Below are 22,707 nucleotides of genomic sequence, written 5' to 3'. Positions count from 1 at the left end.
AGAGTGCTCCGTTGAAGAAGCTCGTCACCACACTGGTGGTACTCGGCGTGATCGCCGGCGGCATCTACTGGGTCGTCCAGGCCGCGACGGACAAGCTGGACTCGATCCTGCCCGACCTGCAGCACTGCACGGCGGTCGCAGGCGAGTACGAGGCGCGCTTCGACCCCGAGCAGATGGGCAACGCGGCCGTGATCACCGCGCTCGGCCTCAAACGGGGCCTGCCCGCGCGGGCTGCGACGATCGCGATCGCGACCGCCATCCAGGAGTCGAAGCTCTACAACATCAGCCATGGCGACCGGGACTCGCTCGGCCTCTTCCAGCAGCGTCCGTCGATGGGCTGGGGCACCGAGGAGCAGGTCCAGGACCCGATCTACGCCACCAACAAGTTCTACGACGCGCTGGTGAAGATCGAGGGCTACGAGGACATGGTGGTCACCGAGGCGGCCCAGGAGGTGCAGCGCTCGGCGTTCCCCGAGGCGTACGCCGACCACGAGGACGAGGGCCGCGCGATCGCCTCCGCGATCAGCGGCTACTCCCCCGCCGCGCTGTCCTGCCGGATCGACGAGCCGGAGGCCGGGTCCGGGAAGCCCCAGGCGACCAAGACCGAGATCAACCAGCTGCTCGGCGGCATGGTCCGCCGGGCTCGGGTGGAGGGATCGACCGTGGTGATCCCGGTCGAAGCCGGCAAGACCGGCGAGCGCGGCGGCTGGACGGCCGCCCACTACGTACTCGCCCGGGCGAGCGAGTTCGGCGCCACCTCCATCGCCTACGACGGCCGCACCTGGTCGGCCGGCAAGGACGAGGAATGGGCCGAGACCCCCGACGCCAGCGGCGAGCGCATCGTCATCACCCTGGCATGACTTTTTCCGTACGTGAAGATTGGTGACGTGAGCGCAACCGGGGGTCCGCCGACCAGTCCGCCCCCAGGCACGCCGACCCCGCCCGGGCGGCCCTCGGCGCCGCGTCTGCCGGAGCCGGCGCGCGAGGCGCTGCGCAAGTCCGCGCGCGAAGCCAGGAAGCAGCTCCGGCCGGTGCGCAAGCACCTCATCGTCCTCGGCGTCGTGATCGCCGTCGCGCTGCTCTTCGCGGGCCTGCGTGTGCTGGGCGTCGGGATCAGCGGCATCCCGGTCTTCTCCTCCGAGAGCTGCACCGTCACCGCCGACGGCGAGACCTACGACCTCTCCTCCGAGCAGGCCGAGCACGCCTCGGCGATCGCCGCCGAAGCCGTACGCCGCGGGCTCCCCGCCCGCGCGGCCTCCGTCGTGCTCGCGGTCGAGCTCGCCGACCACGATCTCGACCGGCCGGCCTCGGAGGCGTCCGCCCTCTACGACCGCCTCTCCGGTGTCACCGACTATCGCCGGCAGTCCGTGCCGGGCGTCGCCCAGCAGATCGGCGACGGCTCCCGCGACTCCTACCGCGACGCCGAGCCGGAGGCGCGGGCCCTCGCCTCCGCGCTCACCGGCAACACCCCCGAGGCGTTCTCCTGCGTCGTCAAGGGCAGCGCCGACGAGGCCCCCGACGAGCTCAGCGGGGCCGGACTCACCTCGCGTGCGGAGGCATTGCGCGAGGACGTACGCGGCGCCTTCGGCCGGGTCCCCGAAGGCGGTTTCCAGCCGGGTGGCGTTTCCACCGGACACATGGTCGGCTCGGCCCACTACGAGGGCCGCGCCGTCGACTACTTCTTCCGGCCGATCAACGCGCGCAACAACATCAAGGGCTGGGCGGTGGCACAGTATCTCGTCGCCAACGCCGACCGTCTCGACATCGAGACCGTCATCTTCGACGACCGCATCTGGACCAAGCTCCGCTCCGCCGCCGGGTGGCGCGACTACGACCTCCCGCCCCGCCAGGGCGACATGTCGATCCTCGAGCACCGCGACCACGTCCACGTCGACGTCGCCGACTGACCGCCGAGACGTCACTCCCGCTGGCCGAGTTGGCAATCCAGTGCCCACTCGGCCGACGTAGGTGACGCCTCGGCCGACGTACGTGACGCCTCGGCGGGGTCTATTCGGCCAGACGGGAGACCGCGGCGTCGACGCGCTCGTCGGTGGCGGTGAAGGCGATCCGGACGTGGGACCGGCCGGCGCGGCCGTAGAAGGCGCCGGGGGCGGCGAGGATGCCGCGCTCGGCGAGCCAGTCGACGGTGGCCCAGCAGTCCTCTTCGCGAGACGACCACAGGTAGAGGGACGCCTCGGAGTGGTCGATGCGGAAGCCGGCCGACTCCAGCGCCGCCTTGAGCTTGGTGCGCCGGGCGGCGTAGCGGGCGTGCTGCTCCTTGGCGTGCTGATCGTCGGCGAGCGCCGTGACCATGGCGACCTGCTGGGGGCCGGGCATCTGCAGGCCGAGGTTCTTGCGGACCGCGAGGACCTCACCGAGGACGGAGGCGTCTCCGGCGACGAAGGCACAGCGGTAGCCCGCGAGGTTGGAGCGCTTGGAGAGCGAGTGGACGGCGAGGATGCCCTCGTAGGTGCCGCCGCAGACGTCGGGGTGCAGCACCGAGACCGGCTCGGCCTCCCAGGCGCACTCGATGTAGCACTCGTCCGAGATCAGCAGCGTGCCCCGCTCGCGCGCCCACTCGACCGTCTTGCGCAGGTGCTCCACCGGCAGCACCCGCCCGCTCGGGTTGGACGGGGAGTTGATCCACAGGATCTTCGGCACCCTGGGCCCCAGGGCGACCAGCGAGTCGGTGGCGACGGTGTCGGCACCGACGAGCGCCGCAGAGACCTCGTAGGTCGGGTAGGCCAGCTCCGGGTAGGCGACGAGGTCGCCCTGTCCGACGCCGAGATGCAGCGGCAGCGACCCGATCAGCTCCTTGGAGCCGATCACCGGCAGCACGTTGTCCAGCGCGAGGCCGTCGACCCCGTGGTTGCGCGCGAGCCAGTCGATCGCGGCCTGACGCACCGCGGGCGTACCGATCGTCGTCGGGTAGCCCGGGGAGTCAGCGGCCCCGCGCAGAGCGTTCTGCACGACCTGCGGGGTCGAGTCCACCGGGGTCCCGACCGAGAGGTCGACCAGCCCCCCGGCGTGCGCGGACGCCTTCTCCTTGAACGAGGCGAGCTTGTCCCAGGGGAAGTCAGGCAGCCGTTGCGAGACCGGGACCGAGGCCGCGTACGGAGTCGGCATCAGTCCTGGTTCTGCGGGGGCAGCGCGGCGACGAACGGGTGGTCCTTGTCGATCTCACCCATGCGAGCAGCACCACCGGGCGAGCCGAGGTCGTCGAAGAACTTGACGTTGGCGTCGTAGTACTCCTTCCACTCCTCGGGGGTGTCGTCCTCGTAGAAGATCGCCTCGGGCGGGCACACCGGCTCGCAGGCGCCGCAGTCGACACACTCGTCGGGGTGGATGTACAGCATCCGCTTGCCCTCGTAGATGCAGTCCACCGGACATTCGTCGACGCAAGCCTTGTCCTTCACGTCAACACAGGGCTGGGCGATGACGTACGTCATTCGGGGCTCCTCCAAGCGGTTTCACGAAAGTCAGAGGGGCGCGACTGGCCCTTCCGAGGACAGCCTAGTATCCCCACGTGCCTGCTCATCTCCTGGGACCACATGTCGTCGGCAAGCGGATCGTCGTGCGCCGCCTCGTCCCCGGCCAGACCGGACCCACCGGTGGCCCCGCCTTCACCGACATCCTCGGCGTCTGTACGTCCTGGGCCGACGGCACCGCGGTCATCGAGCGCGAGTCCGGGGAGCAGGTGAGGGTGCCCGTCGCCGAGATCGTCTCCGGCAAGCCGGTGCCGCCACGGCCGAACGTACGTCTGCGGATCGGCGTGCGGGAGGCCGAGCTGCTCAGCGCCGCGATCTTCCCCGGCACCACCTCCGAGCCCTTGGGCGAGTGGGTGCTCTTCGACCACGAGGTCTCTGTCCGCCGGCGGCCCAACTCCGCGCTGGCGATCGGCGACCCCGGCCTCGGTCTGGCGGCGGCGCTCGACCGGGTCGAGAGCTACTACCGGAGCCGCCACAAGCACCCCCGGGTGAAGGTCGAGGTCGGGTCCGCCGCCGAGGAGGCCGTGGTCGAGCGCGGCTGGGTCGAGGACGTCACCGTCGAGTTCCAGCTCGCCGGGCTCGCCGCCACCCGGCGACTCCTGCCGCCGCCCGTCGAGGACGCCCGCGTCGAGCTGCAGGCCAACGACGCGCAGGTGCTGATCAACCTCCGCGACACCGCGCGGATCATGGGCACGATGAAGAACGACTGGCTGGCCATCCATGACCTCGAGGTCGCCGAGCCACACCGTCGCCAGGGGATCGCCACCAAGGCCCTCGCCACCCTGCTGGAGTGGGGCGCCGAGCGTGGCGCTCGCGCCGCCTGGCTGCACGTGGAGACCGACAACGACGCCGGCCTCGCCCTCTACGAGGGCCTCGGCTTCACCGAGCACCACCGCTGCCGCTACTACTCCTCGCCCACTCCGTAGCGGAACTGTCCGGGCCCGCTCATCCGGAGTTCCGCGAGTGCTCATCTGCGCTTGGTGAGGTGGTGGAGCAATCCCCACCTAAGGAGCACTGATGGGCATCACCAGGCGAGGCATCATCACATCCGCGGGCGCGCTCGGCGCGGCCGCTGCAGTCGGTACGACGCTGGGCGGCGCGCTGCCTGCGGCGGCGGCGTACGAGAAGGACTCGGGTAAGCCACTGATCGGCAAGGCCAAGACGCCCGATCTCCACGTGATGAGCTTCAACATCCGCTACGACCGCGAAGGCACGCAGCCCGGCCAGCCGGACTACTGGCCCGAGCGCAAGCCGCTGGTCACCGCTTTCGTCGAGCTCGAGAAGCCGACGATCGTCGGCGTGCAGGAGGCCGAGTTCAGCCAGCTCGGCGCGCTCGAGGCCGGCCTGGGGCCGAAGTACCGGATGCTCGGGTTCGGGCGCGACGGCGGCGCCGGCGGCGAGTACTCCTCGATCTTCTACGACGCCTCCCGGCTCGAGGCGCTGTGGTGGGACCAGTTCTGGCTCTCCGACACCCCCGACGTGATCGGCTCGGCGACCTGGGGCAACTCGGTGACCCGGATCGTCACCTGGGTGCGGTTCCGGGACCTGGCGACCGGAACCGAGTTCCTGCACGTCAACTCCCACTTCGACCACCAGTCCGAGAACGCACGGGTCCGGAGCGCGGAGGTCGTCCGCTCCCTCATCGCCGACACCGGGCTTCCCGCCGTGTTCACTGCGGACTGCAACGCCACCGCCGAGGCCTCAGCTCCCTATACGACGCTGGTGACCGACGGCGGGCTCGTCGACACCTGGCTCGCGGGCACCCAGCTGACTCCGCGGGTGGGCACCTTCCCGAACTACGGCACCCCGAACCCGGCCGGCACGCGCATCGACTGGATCCTCACGACGCCCGGCATCACCGTGAAGTCGGCAGCGATCAACACCTGGACCAAGGACGGTCGCTGGCCCAGCGACCACACCCCCGTCCAGGCGCTCGTACGCCTACCCTGACAACAGGTCCCACAGGTTCCCGAAGGGGTCACGAAAGACCTGGAGGGTGCCGTAGGACTCCTCGCGCACCGGTCCCACGAGCTCGATCCCGGCGGCGACCAGCTTCTCGTACGCCGCCGGGAAGTCGTCCACCCGCAGGAAGAACGTGACCCGGCCGCCGGTCTGGTCGCCGACCCTCGCGGTCTGCACCGGGCCGTCGGCCCGGGCGAGCAGGAAGCCGGTGCCGCCGCCCGGCGGACGCACGACCACCCATCGTTTCGGGCGCCCGTCGTTCGTCGTCGCGGGCACGTCCTCGGTGACCTCGAAGCCGAGCACGTCGCGGAAGAACTCCACCGCCTCGTCGTACTCGGGCACGACGAAAGTCGCCAGATCAAGATGCATCCTGTCCTCCTCAGCGGGTCAGACCATGGGTTGACCAACCCGGTTGACCAACCTACCGTTGACGCATGGATGCAGCGCATGTCGTGAAGGTTCAGGAGGCGAAGACACACCTGTCGAGCCTGCTGACCGAGGTCGAGGCGGGCGGCCAGGTCGTCATCGCCCGGGGTGACCGCGCCATCGCCCGCCTGGTGCCGATCGAACGGCCGACGAGGCGGATCCTCGGCGGGCTTCGCGTGAGCGTCCCCGATGAGTTCTTCGACCCGCTCTCCGACGACGAGCTCGCCGCCTGGGAGGGCTCGCTCGATGAAGACCTTTGAGCGAGTCCTCCTCGACACCCATGCGTACATCTGGCTGGTGAGCGACCCGGACCGGCTCAGCGCCTCTGCCTACGAGGCCGTCATCGACATCGACACCGAGGTGTTCGTCTCGGCGGCGAGCCTGTGGGAGATCTCGACCAAGGCTCGGCTCAGCAAGCTCCCCGGCGGAGGCACCCTGGTCGCCACCTTCGAGGATCGCACCCGTCTTCATGTCCTGCAGCGACTGCCGATCGACTTCAACCATTCGCGCCTCGCCGGAGAGCTCGACTGGGACCATCGCGACCCCTTCGACCGCATGCTCGCCGCACAGAGCATGCTCGAGAACCTTCCCCTGGTGACCAAGGACAGCAGGCTGCAGGCGTACGGCTCCATCCACACCGTCTGGTGATCGCGTAGTCGAGGTCAGCAGGTCCTCAGGTCGGGAGCTGCGGGGCCTTCGTGGGTCAGCGCATCGAGGGTGAGTGCGATGGCGGACGCGCTCATCGGGATGAGCAGGTGCTCGGAGAGGTCGAGCGCGCAGGCGTCCTGGATGCGTACGTTGGTGGTGTTCGGGCCCTCGGCGAGGAAGCCGGAGGTGTAGGGCACGACCACTTCGTCGGTGGCGGTGACGATCTGGGTGTAGGAGATGTCGCCCAGGGTCTCGTCGCCCGCGTTCAGGTCGGCGAGGAACTGCGAGCCGACGGCCTGCTGGGAGCAGGAGACGCAGAGGCCGGTGGTTCCGGTGGCGGCGCCGGTGACACCCTCGGAACTCATGATCGAGGTGCCGTGGTTGGACGGCGCCAGGCCGACGAGGTCCTCGACGTAGGCGGCACCACCGAGGTTCTTGATGTAGTAGCGGGGCATCATCCCGCCCTGGGAGTGGCCGACGAGGGAGACCTTCTCGGCGTCGGTGACCTCGCGCACGCGCTCGATGAACTCACCGAGATGGGCGGCCGAGTCCCGGATGTCGCCGGTGGCCCGGTTGCCGTAGTCGAGGGAGTAGACGCAGAACCCAGCCCGCTTCATGGCCAGCGAGATCGGGTCCAGCAGCGAACGACGGTCACCGAAGGTGCCGTGCACCAGGATCACCGGCGTCGGGCGCTGGGCCGAGGGCGCGCACCCCCAGTCGTTGGCGCCGACGGGGTCTCCGAGAGGCGATCCCGGCAGCGGGACCCCGGTCCGGCTGGTCCCCGCGCCGGCGGAGGCGGAGAACGGGACGAGGACGAGTGCGACAGCGGCGAGAAGGCTCAGCAGGAACGGGCGCATGACAATGTCAACGAACTGATGTGACTCACGTCACGACGAAGTACTCGTTGGCGGCCCGCGCGCGGCGACATCTACGATCGTGAGTGGCGCCGCCGAGGAGTGACGACCCTCAGCCAGCGGCAAGGCGGCGCCCGCGCGTACGGCGGATCGACGAGAGGCTGATGAGACATCAGCGAAGGTGTGGTGGCACCGCGACCTAGCCCCCGCCCACACCTCCAGGGCCTCGCCACCTGGAGGAAAAGATGCAACCGATAGACCGTACGCTCGCTGGCCAGCTTCCCGCCGTCACGCCGGGCGACGCCGTTCGACTCGCCGGGCACGTGCACCGGCGCCGCGAGCTCGCCGCCGTCACCTTTCTCGTTCTTCGTGACCACACCGGCCTGGCGCAGGTGGTGGTCAAGCCCGCCGACGGACAGGAGGTTCCCCCCGAAGAGACCCCGGTCGAGGTGGTCGGCATCGCCACCGCCAGCTCGCAGGCCCCGGGTGGGGTCGAGGTCACCTCGCCTGTGGTCACGGCGCTCTCCGGACCAGCACACACCCCGCCGGTCGAGCTGTGGCGACCAGAGATCGCGGCCGGGTTGCCGACGCTGCTCGACCACGCTCCGGTGACCTGGCGTCATCCGGCGGTCCGGGCCCGCTGGGAGGTCGCCGCCGCATCCCTGCGGGGCTTCCGGGCGACGCTCGACTCGGCGGGGTTCACCGAGGTCCACTCCCCCAAGATCGTGGACTCGGCGACAGAGTCCGGAGCGAACGTCTTCGAGATCGACTACTTCGGTCGGCCCGCCTATCTCGCCCAGTCACCGCAGTTCTACAAGCAGCAGCTGGTCGGCGTCTTCGAGCGCGTCTACGAGGTCGGACCGGTCTTCCGCGCCGAGCCGCACGACACGGTGCGACACCTTGCTGAGTACGTCAGCCTCGACGTCGAGCTCGGCTTCGTCCGCGACCACCGCGACGTGCTCTCGGTGCTCCGCGAGGTCGTCGCAGGCATGCGTGCCGGGATCGAGACCCATGCCGCCCGCGCCGTCGAACGGCTCGGGCACGACCTGCCGGTCGTGCCCGAGGAGATCCCGGTCATCCACTTCGCCGAGGCGCTCGAGCTGGTCGGGGCACCCGAGGACGAGCCCGACCTCGCTCCCGAGCACGAGCGCGCCCTCGGGGCGTGGGCCCGGCAGACCTACGGCTCCGACTTCCTGGCCGTGGAGGGCTACCCGATGCGGAAGCGGCCGTTCTACACCCACCCGCAGCCGGGCGACGAGCGGTGGAGCAACAGCTTCGACCTGCTCTTCCGAGGCCTCGAGCTGGTCACCGGCGGGCAGCGCCTGCACCGCCTGGCCGACTACGAGGAGGCGATCCGGGCGCGCGGCGAGGAGCCGGCGGCGTACGCCTCGTACCTGCAGGCCTTCGCCCATGGGATGCCGCCGCACGGAGGCTTCGCGCTGGGGTTGGAGCGCTGGGTGGCACGGCTGGTCGGGGCGGCCAACATCCGCGAGGTCACGCTGTTCCCGCGAGACCTGCACCGCCTCACGCCCTGACCCGCTGGTCGAGCCGCCGGAGCGGCTCGACCAGCGGTACCCGTCAACTGGGGTCGGCCGGGGGCTTCTTCTTGGACTCGTCGGTGCACTCGACCTCGTCCTGCGGGTTGTAGACGGTCTTGAAGGTCTCGGTGTCGACCTTCGAGCCCGTGCCGGCTTTGTAGAAGTCGCGCCAGACGTTGATCGAGAAGCCCTGGGCGCCGACGGTGTTCTCGCAGTTGCCGTCGGTGATCTTCTGCTTGCCCGGCGACTTGAAGTCGTAGCGGTCACCGGTGCGGGCCTTGATGTCCCAGATCTTGGTGGACCACATCTCGACGGTCACCGAGCCCTGGCTGCTGCCGCCGGCGGGGTTGACCCAGGAGCGGATCAGCACGCCGTACTTGGTGTTGTTCTTGAACTTCAGGTCCAGCGAGGGCCAGGCGACGGTCGCCTCGCGGCCGATCGGGTAGCGGTCGATGTAGAGCGAGTGGGCTTTGTGCTCGACGTCCTGGAGCCCGGCGAAGAACATCGCGTTGAACGTGGTCGTCGCCATCTGCGAGACACCGCCGCCGTAGTCCTCGCGGAAGATCCCGTTCTGGATCATCCAGCCCTTGGTGAACCCGTTGGCAGCCGTACGCTCGCCGACGATGCCGTTCATCGAGAAGGTGTCGCCCGGCGCGAGCACGGTGCCGTTGATCAGCTCGGCGGCGCGACCGATGTTGACGTTGCGGTATTCGGCGTAGGGGAAGTTGGTGGTGAAGGAGGAGACCTTCTCCTTGATGCCCCAGGCCTTGGCCTCTTCGGTGGTTACCTTGGGCTTGGCGACCTTCGACTTCACCTCGACGGTGCGCTCACCCTTGGGCGCGGTGACGACGTCGAGGAAGACGGCCTCCAGGTCCTTCTGGTTGAAGGTGACGCCGGGCTTGGCGGGCACGACCTTAGGGGTGCCGTTGACCATCTCGACCGTCGCGTCGACCGGCTTCGCGGCGTCGTCCGCGAGGGCCTCCTTCAGCACCTTCTTCAGCTTGCTGGGCGCGACCGAGGCCTGCAGCTCGCCGTCCTTGGGGTCGAAGCGGATCGCGTCGCCGAACTCCTTCGGGGACAGCTGCACCGGGGTCTTCTCGAACTTCAGCGTGATCGGGCCGGAGACCGCCGGGTTGGCGACCTTGTCGACGGCCTCCTTGACGTCGGTCTCGTCGACGTCCGGGGTCAGCTCCTCGAGGGAGACATCAGCCCTGCGGTCGCCCTCGACGAGCAGCTGACCGGCGAGCGCGCTCTGGAGCGCTTCGTTGCTGACTCCCTCACCGGCGACCGGCTGGGTGGTCTTGACCTTGCCCCGCTTGATGACGACGTCGCCGTCCTTGAAGGGGGTGCCGGCGCGCTTGCTCACCTTGGCCGCGACCTTGGCGAGCAGCTTGTCGTCGGCCTTGATGACAGGCTCGATCTCGCCGCCGCCGGTGAAGTGCTTCCACAGCTTCACGGGGCTCCAGCTGCGCGCGGCGTCGGCCTTCGCGATCGTCGCCTCGGCATCGAAGCTCAGACCCGCCTCGGCCGGGTTGACCTCGGTCTTGCTGTCGCCGGCGGCCACGTCGATCGGCTGACTGTGGGCCGGGGCGAACTTCTGGTCCAGCAACGGCGCCGCCTCGGCGGCCGTCATGCCGCCGACGTCCACGCCGGCCACCGTGGTGCCCTCGGGGATCTTCTCCCCCGCGACGGCGTACGCCGCGGCCCAGCCGGCGAAGGCCAGGACGGCGACGCCGCCGGCGACCGCGACGGCGATCTTGGCCCCGGTGCCGAGCGGCTTGCGCTCAGCCGCGACCGGCTGGGCGTAGTCGGGCTGCGCGTAGTCGGGCTGCGCGTAATCGGGCTGCGCGTAGCCGGGCTGCGCATCGCCGGGCTGCGCGTAGGGCTGGTAGGCGGAGTGGTCGACGGCATCCTGCGCGGGGTCGTGCACCACGAACGGGCCGACGCCGACGACGGTCTCCTCGAGCGGCTCGTCGAAGTCCGGGCTCTCGTCGGCCGGACGGTAGAACGCCATCTCGGTCTCCGCGTCGTCGGCCAGGTCGGGCGCGGCGGCGACCGCATCCGGCTCGGGAGCGAACTCGCGGTTCTTCGAGACGAACAGGTAGTTGTCGTCCTCCGGCAGTGGCGCACGCTTCGGCAGCTCTGAGCGCAGCATCGTGCTGCGCAGCAGGGTCTCCTCGGCGGGATCCTCGTCGGAGTCATCGTGTGAGTCTGCCTCGGCGGAGACGATCCGGGTCGCACCGTCGGGCTCGTCGGGCACATTGGCGACCGGCTTGGCGCCAGCGGACTCGGCGACGCGAGCGTCGATCTCGATCTGCGGGATCATGACCGTCTCGACGGCGGCATCGTCCGCGCCAGCTTGGCTGGCGTTGGACCCGGCCGCGTCAGTTTGCTTCGCAGGCTCGGGGGCCTTGGAGGCCTCACGCTCAGTGGACATGCGGCAGAGCCTAGGACCTATACCCCCCTAGGCCGAACCCGTAGCCCATCTTGGGACGTTCGTCACTTGCCGGAGTGGGCGCGATCCACCCTCGAAGTGGCCCTTGACACAGTCGCCGTCGCGACCACGATCATCAGCACGGCCCAGAGGATCATCAGGTATCCCGCGAGGTCGCCCGCGACGGCGTACCCGCCCGCCGGCCGCGGCGTCGCGGCCAGCGCGACCACGATCCCCCAGGCCGCGGCGTACGCCACCCTCGCGACTCCACGTGGGAGTGCGAGCAGAGTCGCCGAGGACGCAGCCACAGCGAGCAGCAGGCCCCACCACCACGGGTGGACGGCGACCGCCGCGACCCCGACGAGGAGGCCGGCCAGGAGACCGGCCCCGCAACGAGCCAGGCCGCCGCCGAGTGGTCTCACAGCCCGGCGAAGAGATCCGGACAGGCTTGGCCACCGAGACCCGAGTCGGCCCCGCTGTGCCCGTCGAGGTCGCCCTTGGCGATCCGGAAGTGCTCGTGGGACCACGCGGTCGTACCGAGGCTGTTGGTCATCGCGAACATGCCCTGCTCCATGTCCATCTGGGTGGGATAGGCGCGCATCGCGGCGACCTTCTGGTCGGCGTACGTGGTGCCGTCGATCGCGGCGGCGATGTCGACGTCGGGCGTCGCCATCGGCAGCGGGCCCTCGGGGTCCATCCCACCGAGCGCGTCCTCGTCTCCAGAGTCCCGGGCAGCACGCAGACCCTCACGGATCCAGCTCTCCGCGATCGCGGTCCAGAAGATCCGGTCGATCTCGTGGGCCTCGCCGAGCTCCTTCTTGTAGGTCGGGACGGCGGCGAGGTGGGCAGCGTACGTCGCGACCCGGTGCGCCTGGATGTGGTCCGGGTGGCCGTAGTTGCCGAACTCGTCGTAGGTGACCAGCACCTGCGGACGCACCTCGCGGATGATCGTGACGAGGTGGTCGGCGGCTTCGTTGAGGTCGGCGTACCAGAAGGCGTTCTCCCGGGCGTCGGGGTCCGGCAGCGCGTGGGTGCGGTCCTCGCTCCAAGTCATCCCGGAGTCGCGGTAGTTGCCGAAACCACCCAGCCAGCGGTGGTCCACCTCGCTGCCGTCGGGCGCCTTCAGCGCCGCCATCGCGTCCTCGATCTCCCCGCGTCGGTGCTCGCCCAGACCGTCCTCCTGATCGGCGGCGAGGTGGGCCAGCCCGGGCACCAGGATCTCGCCCATCTCTCCTGCCGTGCAGGTCACCAGGGTGACGCGGGCGCCCTCGGCGAGATATTTCGCCATCGTCGCTCCCGTCGCGATCGTCTCGTCGTCGGGGTGGGCATGAACGAGCAGGAGGCTCTTCTGTGAATTCACGAACTCGATCCTAGGTCGGGGCGCTTTATCCGCTTCGGGTTGTCGGGGAGGTCGACGGGCTCGGGAGCGATCGAGTCGTCCGGCGGGCCCTCGGGGATGTCGAGCCAACCGTCGTACTCGTCCACCAGCAGCTCCAGGACCAGCTCGGGGGCGTCTGTCTCCACCGACCACGGGTGGTCCTCGTCGTCGTCCTCGCCCTGGTAGCGCTCGCGGTCGACCCGCGCGGTCCAGCCCTCGCGCTCGAGCTTCGCTGCGGCCGAGCGGGCGTGCTCCTCTTCGAAGAAGATGCCACGCAGGGTCGCCGCCTCGGGCAGACCGAGCACGTGACGCAGCGAGCCGAGGAACGGGCGGTCGGGCTCGAGCCAGTCGACCGAGTCGAGGTCCTCGGCCGCCAGCCAGAGGATCTGGTCGTGCTCGCGCGGTCTCGGCTCGCCGGCCACAACCCGGGCGGTCGCGGCGATCAGGCGGGCCCCGGTGGTCGAGCCTGTCGAGACCCCGATGGCCGACTCCCCCTGCATCCAGTCGAGCACCTCGATCAGGCAGCCGAGCTCCTCACCGATCTCTCGGACGAGGGCTGCCTCGGGCGTCTCCCCCTCCTCGACCTTGCCGCCGGGAAGCTCCCAGCGCCCGGCGGCCTCGGGCGGGGACATACGCCTCGCGGCGAGCACCTGCTTGCCGTCGGCGCTGAGGATCGCCGCGGCCACTACGGTCTTGGGGCTGTTCACGTGTGAGATTCTTCCCTAGACGCCCGGAAAGCATGGTCTCTTGGGTACGCTCCAACGCCGTGCCCCGCCCTCTGCTGCTCTTCGCCTGCCCGCTCCTACCCGGGGGCCGATCATGAGCGACCAGCACTGGCCGCCGCGGCGTCCGGGCGAGCCGCGCCCGCCCTACCGAGGCCAGCAGCCCTACCCGGGCCCGCGGGAGCCCCACCAACCACAGGCACAGCCGGGGCGACCGCAGCAGCCGTACCCCGGGCAGCAGCCCCATCCCGGCCAGCAGCGGCCCCACCCGGGCGGGCAGCGCTACCCCGAGCAGCGGCCCTACCCACCGGAACAGCGGCCCTACGGCCAGGAGCCCTACCCGGAACAGCACTATCCCGAGCAGCACTATCCCGAACAGCCCTACCCCGAACAGCCGTACGCAGAGCAGCCGTATCCGGAGCAGCCCTACCTGGAGCAGCCCTACCCGGGGCAGCAGCCCCCGGCGTACCCCCAGGGCCACGGCCCTGGCCGGTTCGGTCCCGAGCCGAAGAAGCGGCGCTGGCCGAAGGTCCTAGTCGGCCTGCTGATGCTCGCGCTGGTCGGAGTCAGCGGCTATGGGGCGTACGACTTCTACGAGCAGACGCAGAAGTGGAAGCAGACCACGACCGACGACATGCTCGGCGTCGGCAGCGACCTGACAGTGGCCGTCGCCTCCCTGCGTAGCGTCGGCTGGGAGGTCACCGCCGCGGACATCGGGGCCTGGCTCGAGCAGCCGGGCGCCTACGGCGACGGTCTGGGGCTGCGTACGCTGCAGGCCGATGAGGCGACCAACACCTTCTCGGTCGCGGGCTACCGGACCTGGCAGGACACCTACGCCAAGCGCGACCACACCACCGTCGTGTGCGCGGACATCACCCTCGGGGCGGGGGCCAAGAATCCGCTCAACGAGACCATCACCGCCTGCCCCGACGACGTCCCGGAGACTGCACCGGACCCAGCGCCGAACCCGGGCGAGACCACCGAGACGGAGGCGAGCGGGGTCACCGGCCACCTCGCCGAGCTGGCCGTGCAGGCCTCCGAGCAGCGCGCCGCCGGCGCCTCCGCGGGCAGGCTCATCGAGGTCGCCGCGCCGACGAGGCCGGTGGGCGACGTACGCGCCGACTCGACCGCGCTCGTGTGCGCACCCGGCACCAGGGACCTGGGCGAGGGCGAGGGCTATGACCTGGGCAAGCTGATCCCGGTCCGACTCTGCGCGGTCGAGGGTCTGCCCAACACCGGGACGGAGAGCACCAAGGGCGACAGCTACTACATCGACGGCTCCGAGGGCCTGACCGTCGTCAACGCGCGCATCTCGGGGGCCGCAGCCGCCCTGGTCAAGAAGGCCGAGAAGCAGGGTGTCGACCTCATCGCGAGCAGCTCGTTCCGGACCATGAAGAAGCAAAGGGCGCTGTGCAAGGAGGATGCCACCGGCGGCTGCCCGACCGGCGACTACGCGCTGACGGCGCAGCCCGGCCACTCATCCCACCAGCTCGGCATCGCCATCGACTTCGAGGAGCCCAGCGCGACCGGCGGCAAGACCTGCGCGACACGGGCCTCCGAGCCGACCAGCGAGGTGTGGTCGTTCCTCAACAAGACGGCACTGGCCTTCGGGCTGAAGCAATACTCGGTCGAGGCCTGGCACTGGGACGCCTACGGCGGGAAGGACCGCTGCGCGCCGATGTGACCCCTCAGATGTGACCCGTCAGGCGCGCGGCAGGCGGGCCAGCTGCCGCGCCTGCGCGACCAGCGTGCCGGCGGAGTCCCACACCTCGCAGTCCTCCTCGAACATGCCGCCCGAGAGGTTGCGGGAGAAGTGGGTGACCTTGAGCCAGCCCGGCGCCGGCTTGTGGCGGATGTGGCAGGTGAGCTCGAGGGTCGGCGCCCAGCCCGGGAGCTCGAGGCCGAAGGTCACCGGCGGGAGCGCGTCGAGCACCTGCAGCAGCGAGAGCGGGTCGGGCTCGCGGTCGTGGTGGCGGAACCAGCCGGTGAAGACGGCCTCACCGCTCGGCTTGGCGCCGCCCCAGACGAACTGCTCCTTCGGCACGCAGAGCTCGTAGCGGTCCAGCATCGGCACGAACTCCTTCACCTGCTCGGGCGCGGTTGTCGAGGAGAGGCACTCCTCGAGCGGCGGCAGCTCCGGCTCGGTCGCGGTGACCCGCTCGAAGCCGCTGCTCTTCGCGTGGAGACCGTCGAGGTCGGCGTACGTCGCCGTGGTGGTGATCCGCAGCTCCTCGCCCTGCCACAGCTCGGCGGTCGCGATGGCCAGCGACCCCTTGTCGCGCTTGGTCTCGATGCGGACCTCAGCCGGCCCGGGTGTGCTGGCGCCGGCGTAGAACGCGCTCAGCACGATCGGGTCCGGATGACGCGGCAGGTGGGCCCGCAGCGCGTTCCCGCTGACCGCGAGCAGGTAGCCGCCGTTGACTCCGCCGCCGACCACCCAGCCGGGAGCGAGGTCGGCTGCATAAGTGCTCTGGTCGGTCCTGCGGACCGCGATGTCCCGGTCGAACTCGGAAACCTGCGTGCTCTCAGCCATGGGGAGAAATCTAGATCGGTACGCGATGTGGTGGACGATGAGGGCATGACCGAGTCGAAACCAGAGTCGAATGCGGAGGACCCCCGTCACCCGCGTTGGGTCTACGGCCACGGCGACGAGCCGGACCCCCGGTTCACGCTGGCCAACGAACGTACGTTCCTGGCCTGGGCGCGCACGGTGCTCGGCCTGCTGGCCGGTGCGGTCGCGCTGCACTCGTTCCAGGTGCCCACCGTCGAATGGGCACGCAACGGGTTGATCGCCGTGCTGGTGCTCACCGCGATCCTGTGCACGATCCTCGCGATGGCCCGTTGGGCACGGGTCGAGCGTGCGATGCGGGAGCGCCGCCCGCTTCCCGCCTTCACCGCGGGCTTCGTGCTGGCCGGGGCGCTGCTGCTGGTCGGCGTGCTGCTGGGCGTCTCGCTCGTCCTCTGACCCACCTGCCGGCTCCGCCGGGCCCGTCGATCGCGCACCCGTCATGCTCGGCAGGGCAGACTTCGCCCTATGACCCCTCGACAAGCTCGGGACGGCGCCCAGCTCAAGCCGGTCCCACACGGGCTGCTGCAGGCCTTCCGGGCGTACGAGAGCGCGTTGATGTCCGACGACGTCGCCGCTCTGGACGCGCTCTTCGCCGACTCACCGACCACGCTGCGCGGTGACGCGGCCGGGCTGATCGTCGGGCACGAGCAGATCGCCGCCTTCCGCGCGGCGCGGGGCGGCGCGCCGAAGCGGCGCATCGTGCAGACCCACGTCCAGGTGATCGACGAGGACCACGCCCTCATCGTCGCCGTCACGGAGCTCGACCGCGGTGGGCGCGGGCTGCAGACGCAACTGTGGGCGCGGGACCCGGTGCGGATCGAGTACGCCGGCTGGCAGGTCACCGCGGCCCACGTCTCGGCGCCCGAGCCGGCCTTCGACAGCCGGATCTGGCGCACCGTCGGCGACCCGCTGATCTCCTCGCACACCGCTGACGGAGCTCTCTCGGGCGAGACCGTGGCGGTCAAGGATCTCTACGCGGTCGCCGGCTTCGCGGTCGGCGCCGGGAGTCCGGCGTGGCTGGAGCAGGCTCCGGTGGCCGACTCGCACTCCGCTGTCGTCGCCACCCTGCTGGATGCCGGAGCGTCGGTCCGCGGGATCGCGCGCACCGAGGAGTTCGCCTACTCGCTGTCGGGGCTCAACGCCCACTACGGGGCACCGCCGAACCCGAAGGCTCCCGGCCGGATCCCCGGGGGCTCCTCGTCGGGGTCGGCGACCGCGGTCGCGCTCGGCCACGCCTCGATCGGGCTCGGGACCGACACCGGCGGCTCGATCCGGGTGCCGGCCGCCTACCAGGGCCTCTACGGGATCCGTACGACTCACGGGGCCGTCTCGCGCGAGGGGCTCCACCCGCTCGCCAAGGCCTTCGACACCGTCGGGTGGATGACGCGCTCCCCGTTCCTGCTGCAGGCGGTGGGGGACGTACTGCTGCCGGACTCGCCGGCGGCCGACGTCGACGAGATCCATCTGGTGCCTTCATTGGTCGGGCTCGCCTCCGACGACGTCGCCACCGCTGTGGGCGACGCGCTGCCCGACGCCAAGCCGCTGGCCTGGGCGCCGTCGCTGGACGAGTGGCGCCAGGCCTTCGTGACCGGGCAGGCCTACCAGGCCTGGCAGGCCCACGGAGCCTGGCTCGAGACCCGGCTGGACACGCTCGGCGAGGCGGTGCGCGGGCGGTTCGAGATGGCTCGGTCCGTGACCAGGGAGCAGGCCGCGGAGGCGCGCGCCGTGCTCGCGCAGGCCCGTGCGGAGATCCTCGACGTCGTCGGCGACCGCGTCCTCGCCTTCCCCAGCGCCTCCTCGGTGGCGCCGACCGCGGCCGAGGCGGCCGAGGTCCGCGACGACACCTTGCGGCTCACCTGCATCGCCGGGATCGCCGGCCTGCCTGCCGTCTCGATCCCGGTCCGCACCGCGACCGGTCTCCCCGCCGGTCTGTGCCTGATCGCTGCGCCCGGTCGCGACCGCGACCTGCTCGCCGTCGCTGCCCGACGCCCGGCTGTCCAGGCGTGAGCCCAACGACCGCTGAGGGCTGGACCTACTTCTGGTACGCCTTCAGCTCGGGGCGCTCCGCGTAGATCTCGTCGATGATCGAGGTGTCGAACAGGTCCTCGGCCGAGACGTCCCAGCCGGCGGCGGCGAGCGAGTCGACGGTCTGCTGCTGGAGCTCCTCGGAGACGGTGAAGAGGCCGTTCTTCTCGGTCTCCGGCGTCGAGATCAGCTTCTGCGACTCCTGCAGGCCACGCGTGGTCCTGGCCGCATCGACCTCACCGAAGCTGGCCTCGAGACCGTCGGAGTCGCCGGCAGCCTTGTCGTAGTGGGTGGTGACGACCTCGACCACGTCTTCGGTGGGGTTCTTGAAGGTCTCGGCCCAGCCCTTGATCTCGGCGGTCAGCAGCGCCTCGAGGAGGTCGCGGTTCTCGGCGAGGTACTGGTCGGTGACCGTGTAGGTCTCGGCGACGTACGGCACGCCGTTGTCGGCGAGCGGCAGGTCGGTGGTCTCATGACCGGCGAGCTCGAGGGCGATCGACTGGTTGGTCAGATCGGCCAGGAAGCCGTCGACCTGACCGGCCGTCAGCGGCGTCGGGTCGAGCTCGACCGGCACCACCGTGATGTTGTCCTTCTCCTCCTCGAGCCCGTTGGCGGCGAGCATCGCCTCGAAGACGGCGACGTCGGACTCCTGGACGCCGATCTTCTTGCCCGCGAGCTCGGCCGGCGAGGCGATGTCGCCGCCGCCTTGGAGGGAGAGGATCGTGAGCGAGTTCTTCTGGAAGGTCGCGCCGATGATCTTCAGCGGCGCCTCCTGCTCGGCGATCGCGGCACCGACCGCGACGGCGTCGGTGATGGCGACCTGGACCTTCCCGGAGAGCAGCTTGGCGACGCCGTCGTCGGGGCCCGAGATACCCTTGACCGCGTCGAAACCGGCTTTCTCGTAGTAGCCCTTGTCCTCGGCGTAGTACGCGCCGGCGAACGTCTCGTTCTTGATCCAGGAGTACTGCATCGAGATCGTGCCGAAGCCCTTCTCGCTGCTGGCCGGTTCCGGATCGGAGCCACAGCCGGCCAACGTGGTGGCCGCGACGACGGACAGGAGGGCCGCGGCGGCCCAGTGCACGTTCCGGGGACGAACCGGCCTACGTCGCGAGGCCCGAGTGGCGGAGGTAGACATCGAAACGAGTTCCCTTCGAGGAGGTTCGGGTGCTGGCCGGTCAGGTCGTACGGCGCAGCAACGGCGGATGCAGGTGCTCGGCGGAGCCCCGTCGGAAGAGCTGAGCCGGGCGACCCCCGTCGCGGGTCGTCGTGCTGCCCGTCGGCTCGAGGAAGGCCTCGGTCTTGGTGACCTTGCGATGGAAGTTGCGGGGGTCCAGACGCTCACCCCAGACGATCTCGTAGACCCGGCGCAGCTCGGCGACCGTGAACTCCTCGGCGCAGAAGGCCGCGCCCAGGGGCGAGTACTCGAGCTTGGAGCGGGCGCGCTCGACGCCGTCTCGGAGGATCGCGGCATGGTCGAAGGCGAGACCGTCGGCCACACCGTCGACGGCCAGCAGCGAGTCGACCCGACACCACTGCGCGTCGGCCGCGTCCGACCCCGCCGCAGGGACCGGAAGGTCCGGCGCCAGCGCGAGGTAGGCGACCGTAACGACCCGAGCCCGTGGGTCCCGACCCGGAGCCCCGTACGTCGCCAGCTGCTCGACGTGCACGCTCCCCGGCCGCATGCCGGTCTCCTCGGCGAGCTCGCGCGCTGCCGCCTCCTCGAGGCCCTCGTCATCGCGGACGAACCCTCCCGGAAGCGCCCAGGCGCCTCGATGGGGCTCGATGCCGCGGCGTATGACCAGGGCGCAGAGCGCCTCGTCACGGACGGTGAGCACAACGAGGTCGACGCTCACCGCGAACTTGGGGCACTCCACGTGGCAGACCCTAGATGATCGAGCGGCGCGCTCCGAGTCATCCCTCGGCGATCGCCCCCGCGGCGACGGCGAGATCCGCCACACCGGCGGCGAGCTCGTCCGGCCGGTCGGTGGCCAGGTCCAGGTGGAAGCCGAACAGCGACGAGTCGACGAGGGTGACGATCCGGCCGGCACGCTCAGGGGGCGCACCACAGCCGGTGATGTAGTCCCGGAGCGCGGCGTACCACAGCTCGTTGGTCTCGCGGACGACCGAACGGTAGGGCTCCATCCCGATCAGCCCGGTCGCGGCCGCCTGCAGGTAGATCTGCAGGCAGCTGTGCAGCGGGTCGGAGCGGTAGGCCCGCCACAGCGCCTCCACCCCGGCGCGTACGCCGTCGGCCGGCTCCAGCGCGGCGACCGCGGCCACGGAGTGCTCGTTGGCGCGCGCCACCACGGCGGCGATCAGCTCGTCGCGGCCGCCGAAGTGGTAGATCAGCATGCGGTCGCTGGTGCCGATCGCGGCCGCCAGCGGACGCAGGGTCAGCCCGATCAGGCCGTGCTTGAGCACGTGCTCGACGACTTGCTCGAGGAGCTCCTCCTTGCGGTCCATGGAAAGCATTATGCCGACCATGTAGCGACTGCTACATTTCTCAGTGATGTAGCGGTCGCTACACGTGCCTGAGGAGGACCCGTAGATGTACGCCGCCACGCTGCTCGTCGTCGCGATCGCGATCGAGGTCGCCAGCACCGCGCTGCTCCCCCGGACCGAAGGGTTCCGCAACCTCGGCTGGTCGGCCGCTGTCCTGGCCGGCTACGGCACCTCGATCTGGCTGCTGTCGATCGTCGTGGAGCGGATGCCGGTCTCGGTGGCGTACGCCATCTGGTCAGGCCTCGGCACAGCCCTCGTCGCGGGCATCGGCGTGATGTTCCTCGGTGAGCACCTCACCGCGGCGAAGGCAGGCTTCCTGGCGATGATCGTCGTCGGTGTCGTCGGGCTGAACCTCTCCGGCGCTCACTGATCAGACCGCGGCGGCCGCAGCCCTCCCCGCCGCACGTCCCGAGAACAGGCAGCCGCCGAGGAAGGTGCCCTCGAGCGCGTTGTAGCCCATCATCCCGCCGCCGCCGAAGCCGGCGACCTCGCCGGCAGCATAGAGCCCGGGCAGCGGGGTGCCGGCTGACGTCAGGCAGCGGCCGGACAGGTCCGTCTCGAGCCCGCCGAGGGTCTTGCGGGAGAGGATGTGGAGCTTGACCGCGATCAGCGGACCGGCTTCGGGGTCGAGGATCCGGTGCGGCTTGGCAGTGCGCTGCAGCTTGTCACCGCGGTAGTGGCGGGCGGCGTACAGAGCGGTGACCTGGGCGTCCTTGGTGAAGTTGTTGGCGATCTCGCGGTCGCGGGCCTCGATGATCCGGCGCAGCTCGCCCTCGTTGATCTGCGGGCCAGACGGGTCCTTCTCGGCGAGGCCGTTCATGCCGTGGACGAGCGCGGTGAGGTTCTCCGCGACCACGAAGTCCTCACCGTGGTCCATGAAGCTCTTCACCGGGCCTGGTCCCTTGCGCGCGCGCTCGGCGAGCAGCCTGTAGTCCTTGCCGGTCAGGTCGGGGTTCTGCTCAGAGCCGGAGAGCGCGAACTCCTTCTTGATGATCTTCTCGGTCAGCACGAACCAGGAGTAGTCGTAGCCGGTCTGGCGCAGGTGCTTGAGGGTGCCGAGCGTGTCGAAGCCGGGGAAGAACGGTGCCGGAAGGCGCTTGCCGGTCGCGTCCAGCCACAGCGACGAGGGACCGGGGAGGATCCGGATGCCGTGGTTGGCCCAGATCGAGTCCCAGTTGCGGATGCCTTCGACGTAGTGCCACATCCGGTCATCGTTGATGATCCTGGCGCCGCTCGCTCCGGTGATGGCGAGCATCCGGCCGTCCACGTGGGCCGGGACGCCGGAGACCATCGACTTCGGCGGGGTGCCGAGCCGTGCCGGCCAGTGCTTGCGGACGAGGTCGTGGTCTCCGCCGATGCCGCCGGAGGTGACGATCACAGCCTGGCCGCGGAGCTCGAAGTCCTTGATCTCGGCGCGCGAGGAGGCCTGCCCGCGCTCGATGCCGCTGGGCTCGAGCACCTTGCCGCGTACCCCGACCACCGCCCCGTCCTCGATCACCAGGTGGTCGACACGGTGCCGGAAGGCGAAGGTGATCCGACCGGTGTCCGCGTGAGCACGCACCCGCCGCTCGAAGGGGTCGACGACGCCCGGCCCCGTCCCCCAGGTGATGTGGAAGCGAGGCACGGAGTTGCCGTGGCCGTCGGCGCGGCCGTCGCCACGTTCGGCCCAGCCGACGACCGGGAAGAACCGGTGGCCCATCTCGCGCAGCCAGGACCGCTTCTCCCCGGCCGCGAAGTCGAGGTACGCCTCTGCCCAGCGCCGCGGCCACAGGTCCTCGTCGCGGTCGAACTGAGCCGATCCCATCCAGTCCTGGAGGGCCAGCTCGGGTGAGTCCTTGATTCCCATCCGGCGCTGCTCGGGGCTGTCGACGAGGAAGAGCCCACCGAGACTCCAGAATGCCTGGCCTCCCAGGGACTGCTCCGGCTCCTGGTCGACCAGCAGAACACTCTTTCCTGCATCGGCGGCCTCAGCCGCTGCCGCCAGGCCGGCGAGGCCGGCTCCCACCACGATCACGTCGGCGTGCTTGGTCATGTCGGCAGATCCTGCCACCTTCCATACCGGCGGGTACATGAAACCTGTCGCCCGACCGTTCCGTCTGGTGGACAGTTGTCGGACTCGCACCCCGAAGCCGCCTCCGAACGGTGTCGGAGCGGATAGATT

Annotated in this window: 24 protein-coding genes; 11 read left to right on the top strand and 13 right to left on the bottom strand. The window is 70.2% G+C overall.

All coding sequences use genetic code 11. The features are described 5' to 3' along the window. Window positions 1-11 precede the first annotated feature (11 nt). The gene (locus BJ988_RS03390) at window positions 12-860 is read left to right on the top strand and encodes a hypothetical protein (RefSeq protein ID WP_179656711.1); all 849 of its coding nucleotides are present in this window, start codon (window positions 12-14) and stop codon (window positions 858-860) included. A gap of 27 nt (window positions 861-887) precedes the next feature. Further along, window positions 888-1,907 (top strand): VldE C-terminal domain-containing protein, encoded by a 1,020-nt coding sequence (locus tag BJ988_RS03385; protein ID WP_179656710.1) that lies wholly within the window; start codon window positions 888-890, stop codon window positions 1,905-1,907. A gap of 100 nt (window positions 1,908-2,007) precedes the next feature. Here the strand turns inward: BJ988_RS03385 and dapC are convergent, their stop codons facing one another. Next, entirely contained in the window at window positions 2,008-3,126 is a 1,119-nt protein-coding gene (dapC, locus tag BJ988_RS03380; protein WP_179656709.1) for a succinyldiaminopimelate transaminase, read from the bottom strand. After that, window positions 3,126-3,449, bottom strand: coding sequence for a ferredoxin (gene fdxA, locus BJ988_RS03375; RefSeq protein WP_008358813.1), 324 nt, complete (start codon window positions 3,447-3,449; stop codon window positions 3,126-3,128). The genes dapC and fdxA overlap by 1 nt, the downstream gene beginning before the upstream one ends. 77 nt (window positions 3,450-3,526) lie before the next feature. On the opposite strand from fdxA, the gene BJ988_RS31240 reads away from it, so the two are divergent. Beyond that, the gene (locus BJ988_RS31240; protein ID WP_179656708.1) at window positions 3,527-4,414 is read left to right on the top strand and encodes a GNAT family N-acetyltransferase; all 888 of its coding nucleotides are present in this window, start codon (window positions 3,527-3,529) and stop codon (window positions 4,412-4,414) included. Between the two features lie 91 nt (window positions 4,415-4,505). After that, entirely contained in the window at window positions 4,506-5,438 is a 933-nt protein-coding gene (locus tag BJ988_RS03365) for an endonuclease/exonuclease/phosphatase family protein (RefSeq protein WP_179656707.1), read from the top strand. Here the strand turns inward: BJ988_RS03365 and BJ988_RS03360 are convergent. Continuing rightward, a complete protein-coding gene (locus tag BJ988_RS03360) occupies window positions 5,430-5,819 on the bottom strand; it encodes a VOC family protein (RefSeq protein WP_179656706.1) in 390 nt (129 codons plus the stop codon). The two genes, BJ988_RS03365 and BJ988_RS03360, sit on opposite strands and share 9 nt — an antisense overlap. A gap of 65 nt (window positions 5,820-5,884) precedes the next feature. Between BJ988_RS03360 and BJ988_RS03355 the strand changes: the two genes are divergently transcribed. Both BJ988_RS03355 and BJ988_RS03350 read left to right on the top strand, forming a co-directional pair. Then, a complete protein-coding gene (locus BJ988_RS03355) occupies window positions 5,885-6,136 on the top strand; it encodes a type II toxin-antitoxin system Phd/YefM family antitoxin (RefSeq protein ID WP_179656704.1) in 252 nt (83 codons plus the stop codon). Further along, the gene (locus tag BJ988_RS03350; RefSeq protein WP_179656703.1) at window positions 6,123-6,524 is read left to right on the top strand and encodes a type II toxin-antitoxin system VapC family toxin; all 402 of its coding nucleotides are present in this window, start codon (window positions 6,123-6,125) and stop codon (window positions 6,522-6,524) included. The genes BJ988_RS03355 and BJ988_RS03350 overlap by 14 nt, the downstream gene beginning before the upstream one ends. Before the next feature lie 14 nt (window positions 6,525-6,538). On the opposite strand, the gene BJ988_RS03345 is transcribed toward BJ988_RS03350, so the two are convergent. Continuing rightward, a complete protein-coding gene (locus tag BJ988_RS03345; RefSeq protein WP_179656702.1) occupies window positions 6,539-7,381 on the bottom strand; it encodes an esterase/lipase family protein in 843 nt (280 codons plus the stop codon). A gap of 242 nt (window positions 7,382-7,623) precedes the next feature. Between BJ988_RS03345 and aspS the strand changes: the two genes are divergently transcribed. Then, a complete protein-coding gene (aspS, locus tag BJ988_RS03340; protein WP_179656701.1) occupies window positions 7,624-8,913 on the top strand; it encodes an aspartate--tRNA(Asn) ligase in 1,290 nt (429 codons plus the stop codon). 43 nt (window positions 8,914-8,956) lie between these two features. Here aspS and BJ988_RS03335 read toward each other — a convergent pair whose 3' ends face one another. The 4 genes from BJ988_RS03335 to BJ988_RS03320 form a co-directional block, all read right to left on the bottom strand. Then, a complete protein-coding gene (locus BJ988_RS03335; protein WP_179656700.1) occupies window positions 8,957-11,353 on the bottom strand; it encodes a VanW family protein in 2,397 nt (798 codons plus the stop codon). Between the two features lie 62 nt (window positions 11,354-11,415). Further along, window positions 11,416-11,772: a hypothetical protein gene (locus BJ988_RS03330; protein ID WP_179656699.1), complete on the bottom strand. Its 357-nt coding sequence runs from the start codon at window positions 11,770-11,772 to the stop codon at window positions 11,416-11,418. Further along, window positions 11,769-12,710: an N-acetyl-1-D-myo-inositol-2-amino-2-deoxy-alpha-D-glucopyranoside deacetylase gene (gene mshB / locus BJ988_RS03325; protein ID WP_179656698.1), complete on the bottom strand. Its 942-nt coding sequence runs from the start codon at window positions 12,708-12,710 to the stop codon at window positions 11,769-11,771. The genes BJ988_RS03330 and mshB overlap by 4 nt, the downstream gene beginning before the upstream one ends. Beyond that, window positions 12,707-13,435, bottom strand: coding sequence for an NUDIX domain-containing protein (locus BJ988_RS03320; RefSeq protein WP_179656697.1), 729 nt, complete (start codon window positions 13,433-13,435; stop codon window positions 12,707-12,709). The genes mshB and BJ988_RS03320 overlap by 4 nt, the downstream gene beginning before the upstream one ends. Window positions 13,436-13,547: 112 nt before the next feature. On the opposite strand from BJ988_RS03320, the gene BJ988_RS03315 reads away from it, so the two are divergent. Continuing rightward, window positions 13,548-15,134 (top strand): M15 family metallopeptidase, encoded by a 1,587-nt coding sequence (locus BJ988_RS03315; protein WP_179656696.1) that lies wholly within the window; start codon window positions 13,548-13,550, stop codon window positions 15,132-15,134. A gap of 18 nt (window positions 15,135-15,152) precedes the next feature. Here the strand turns inward: BJ988_RS03315 and BJ988_RS03310 are convergent, their stop codons facing one another. Continuing rightward, on the bottom strand, window positions 15,153-15,983 hold the full coding sequence (locus BJ988_RS03310; RefSeq protein ID WP_179656695.1) for a thioesterase family protein: 831 nt from the start codon (window positions 15,981-15,983) through the stop codon (window positions 15,153-15,155). Window positions 15,984-16,028: 45 nt separating this feature from the next. On the opposite strand from BJ988_RS03310, the gene BJ988_RS03305 reads away from it, so the two are divergent. Both BJ988_RS03305 and BJ988_RS03300 read left to right on the top strand, forming a co-directional pair. After that, the gene (locus BJ988_RS03305; protein ID WP_179656694.1) at window positions 16,029-16,415 is read left to right on the top strand and encodes a YidH family protein; all 387 of its coding nucleotides are present in this window, start codon (window positions 16,029-16,031) and stop codon (window positions 16,413-16,415) included. A 69-nt stretch (window positions 16,416-16,484) separates the two neighbouring features. Beyond that, window positions 16,485-18,026 (top strand): AtzH-like domain-containing protein, encoded by a 1,542-nt coding sequence (locus BJ988_RS03300; protein ID WP_179656693.1) that lies wholly within the window; start codon window positions 16,485-16,487, stop codon window positions 18,024-18,026. A 25-nt stretch (window positions 18,027-18,051) separates the two neighbouring features. Here BJ988_RS03300 and BJ988_RS03295 read toward each other — a convergent pair whose 3' ends face one another. The 3 genes from BJ988_RS03295 to BJ988_RS03285 are packed head-to-tail and all read right to left on the bottom strand — an operon-like array spanning window position 18,052 to window position 20,507. Next, complete coding sequence (locus tag BJ988_RS03295; RefSeq protein WP_179656692.1) at window positions 18,052-19,179, bottom strand: ABC transporter substrate-binding protein; 1,128 nt, start codon at window positions 19,177-19,179, stop codon at window positions 18,052-18,054. 40 nt (window positions 19,180-19,219) lie between these two features. Further along, window positions 19,220-19,918, bottom strand: a complete 699-nt coding sequence (locus BJ988_RS31235; RefSeq protein ID WP_179656691.1) for an NUDIX domain-containing protein — start codon at window positions 19,916-19,918, stop codon at window positions 19,220-19,222. 37 nt (window positions 19,919-19,955) lie between these two features. Continuing rightward, window positions 19,956-20,507: a TetR/AcrR family transcriptional regulator gene (locus BJ988_RS03285; RefSeq protein ID WP_179656690.1), complete on the bottom strand. Its 552-nt coding sequence runs from the start codon at window positions 20,505-20,507 to the stop codon at window positions 19,956-19,958. Window positions 20,508-20,592: 85 nt separating this feature from the next. Here BJ988_RS03285 and BJ988_RS03280 point away from each other — a divergent pair, with 85 nt between their 5' ends. Next, entirely contained in the window at window positions 20,593-20,916 is a 324-nt protein-coding gene (locus BJ988_RS03280; protein WP_179656689.1) for a DMT family transporter, read from the top strand. Here BJ988_RS03280 and BJ988_RS03275 read toward each other — a convergent pair whose 3' ends face one another. Then, window positions 20,917-22,578 carry an FAD-binding dehydrogenase gene (locus tag BJ988_RS03275; protein ID WP_179656688.1) on the bottom strand — a complete coding sequence of 554 codons (1,662 nt, stop codon included), beginning with the start codon at window positions 22,576-22,578 and terminating at the stop codon, window positions 20,917-20,919. Between the last annotated feature and the right edge of the window lie 129 nt (window positions 22,579-22,707).

It is taken from the genome of Nocardioides panzhihuensis (assembly GCF_013408335.1).
In the GTDB taxonomy this organism is placed as follows: Bacteria; Actinomycetota; Actinomycetes; order Propionibacteriales; family Nocardioidaceae; genus Nocardioides; species Nocardioides panzhihuensis.
This window is presented reverse-complemented; position numbering and strand designations above follow the sequence as displayed.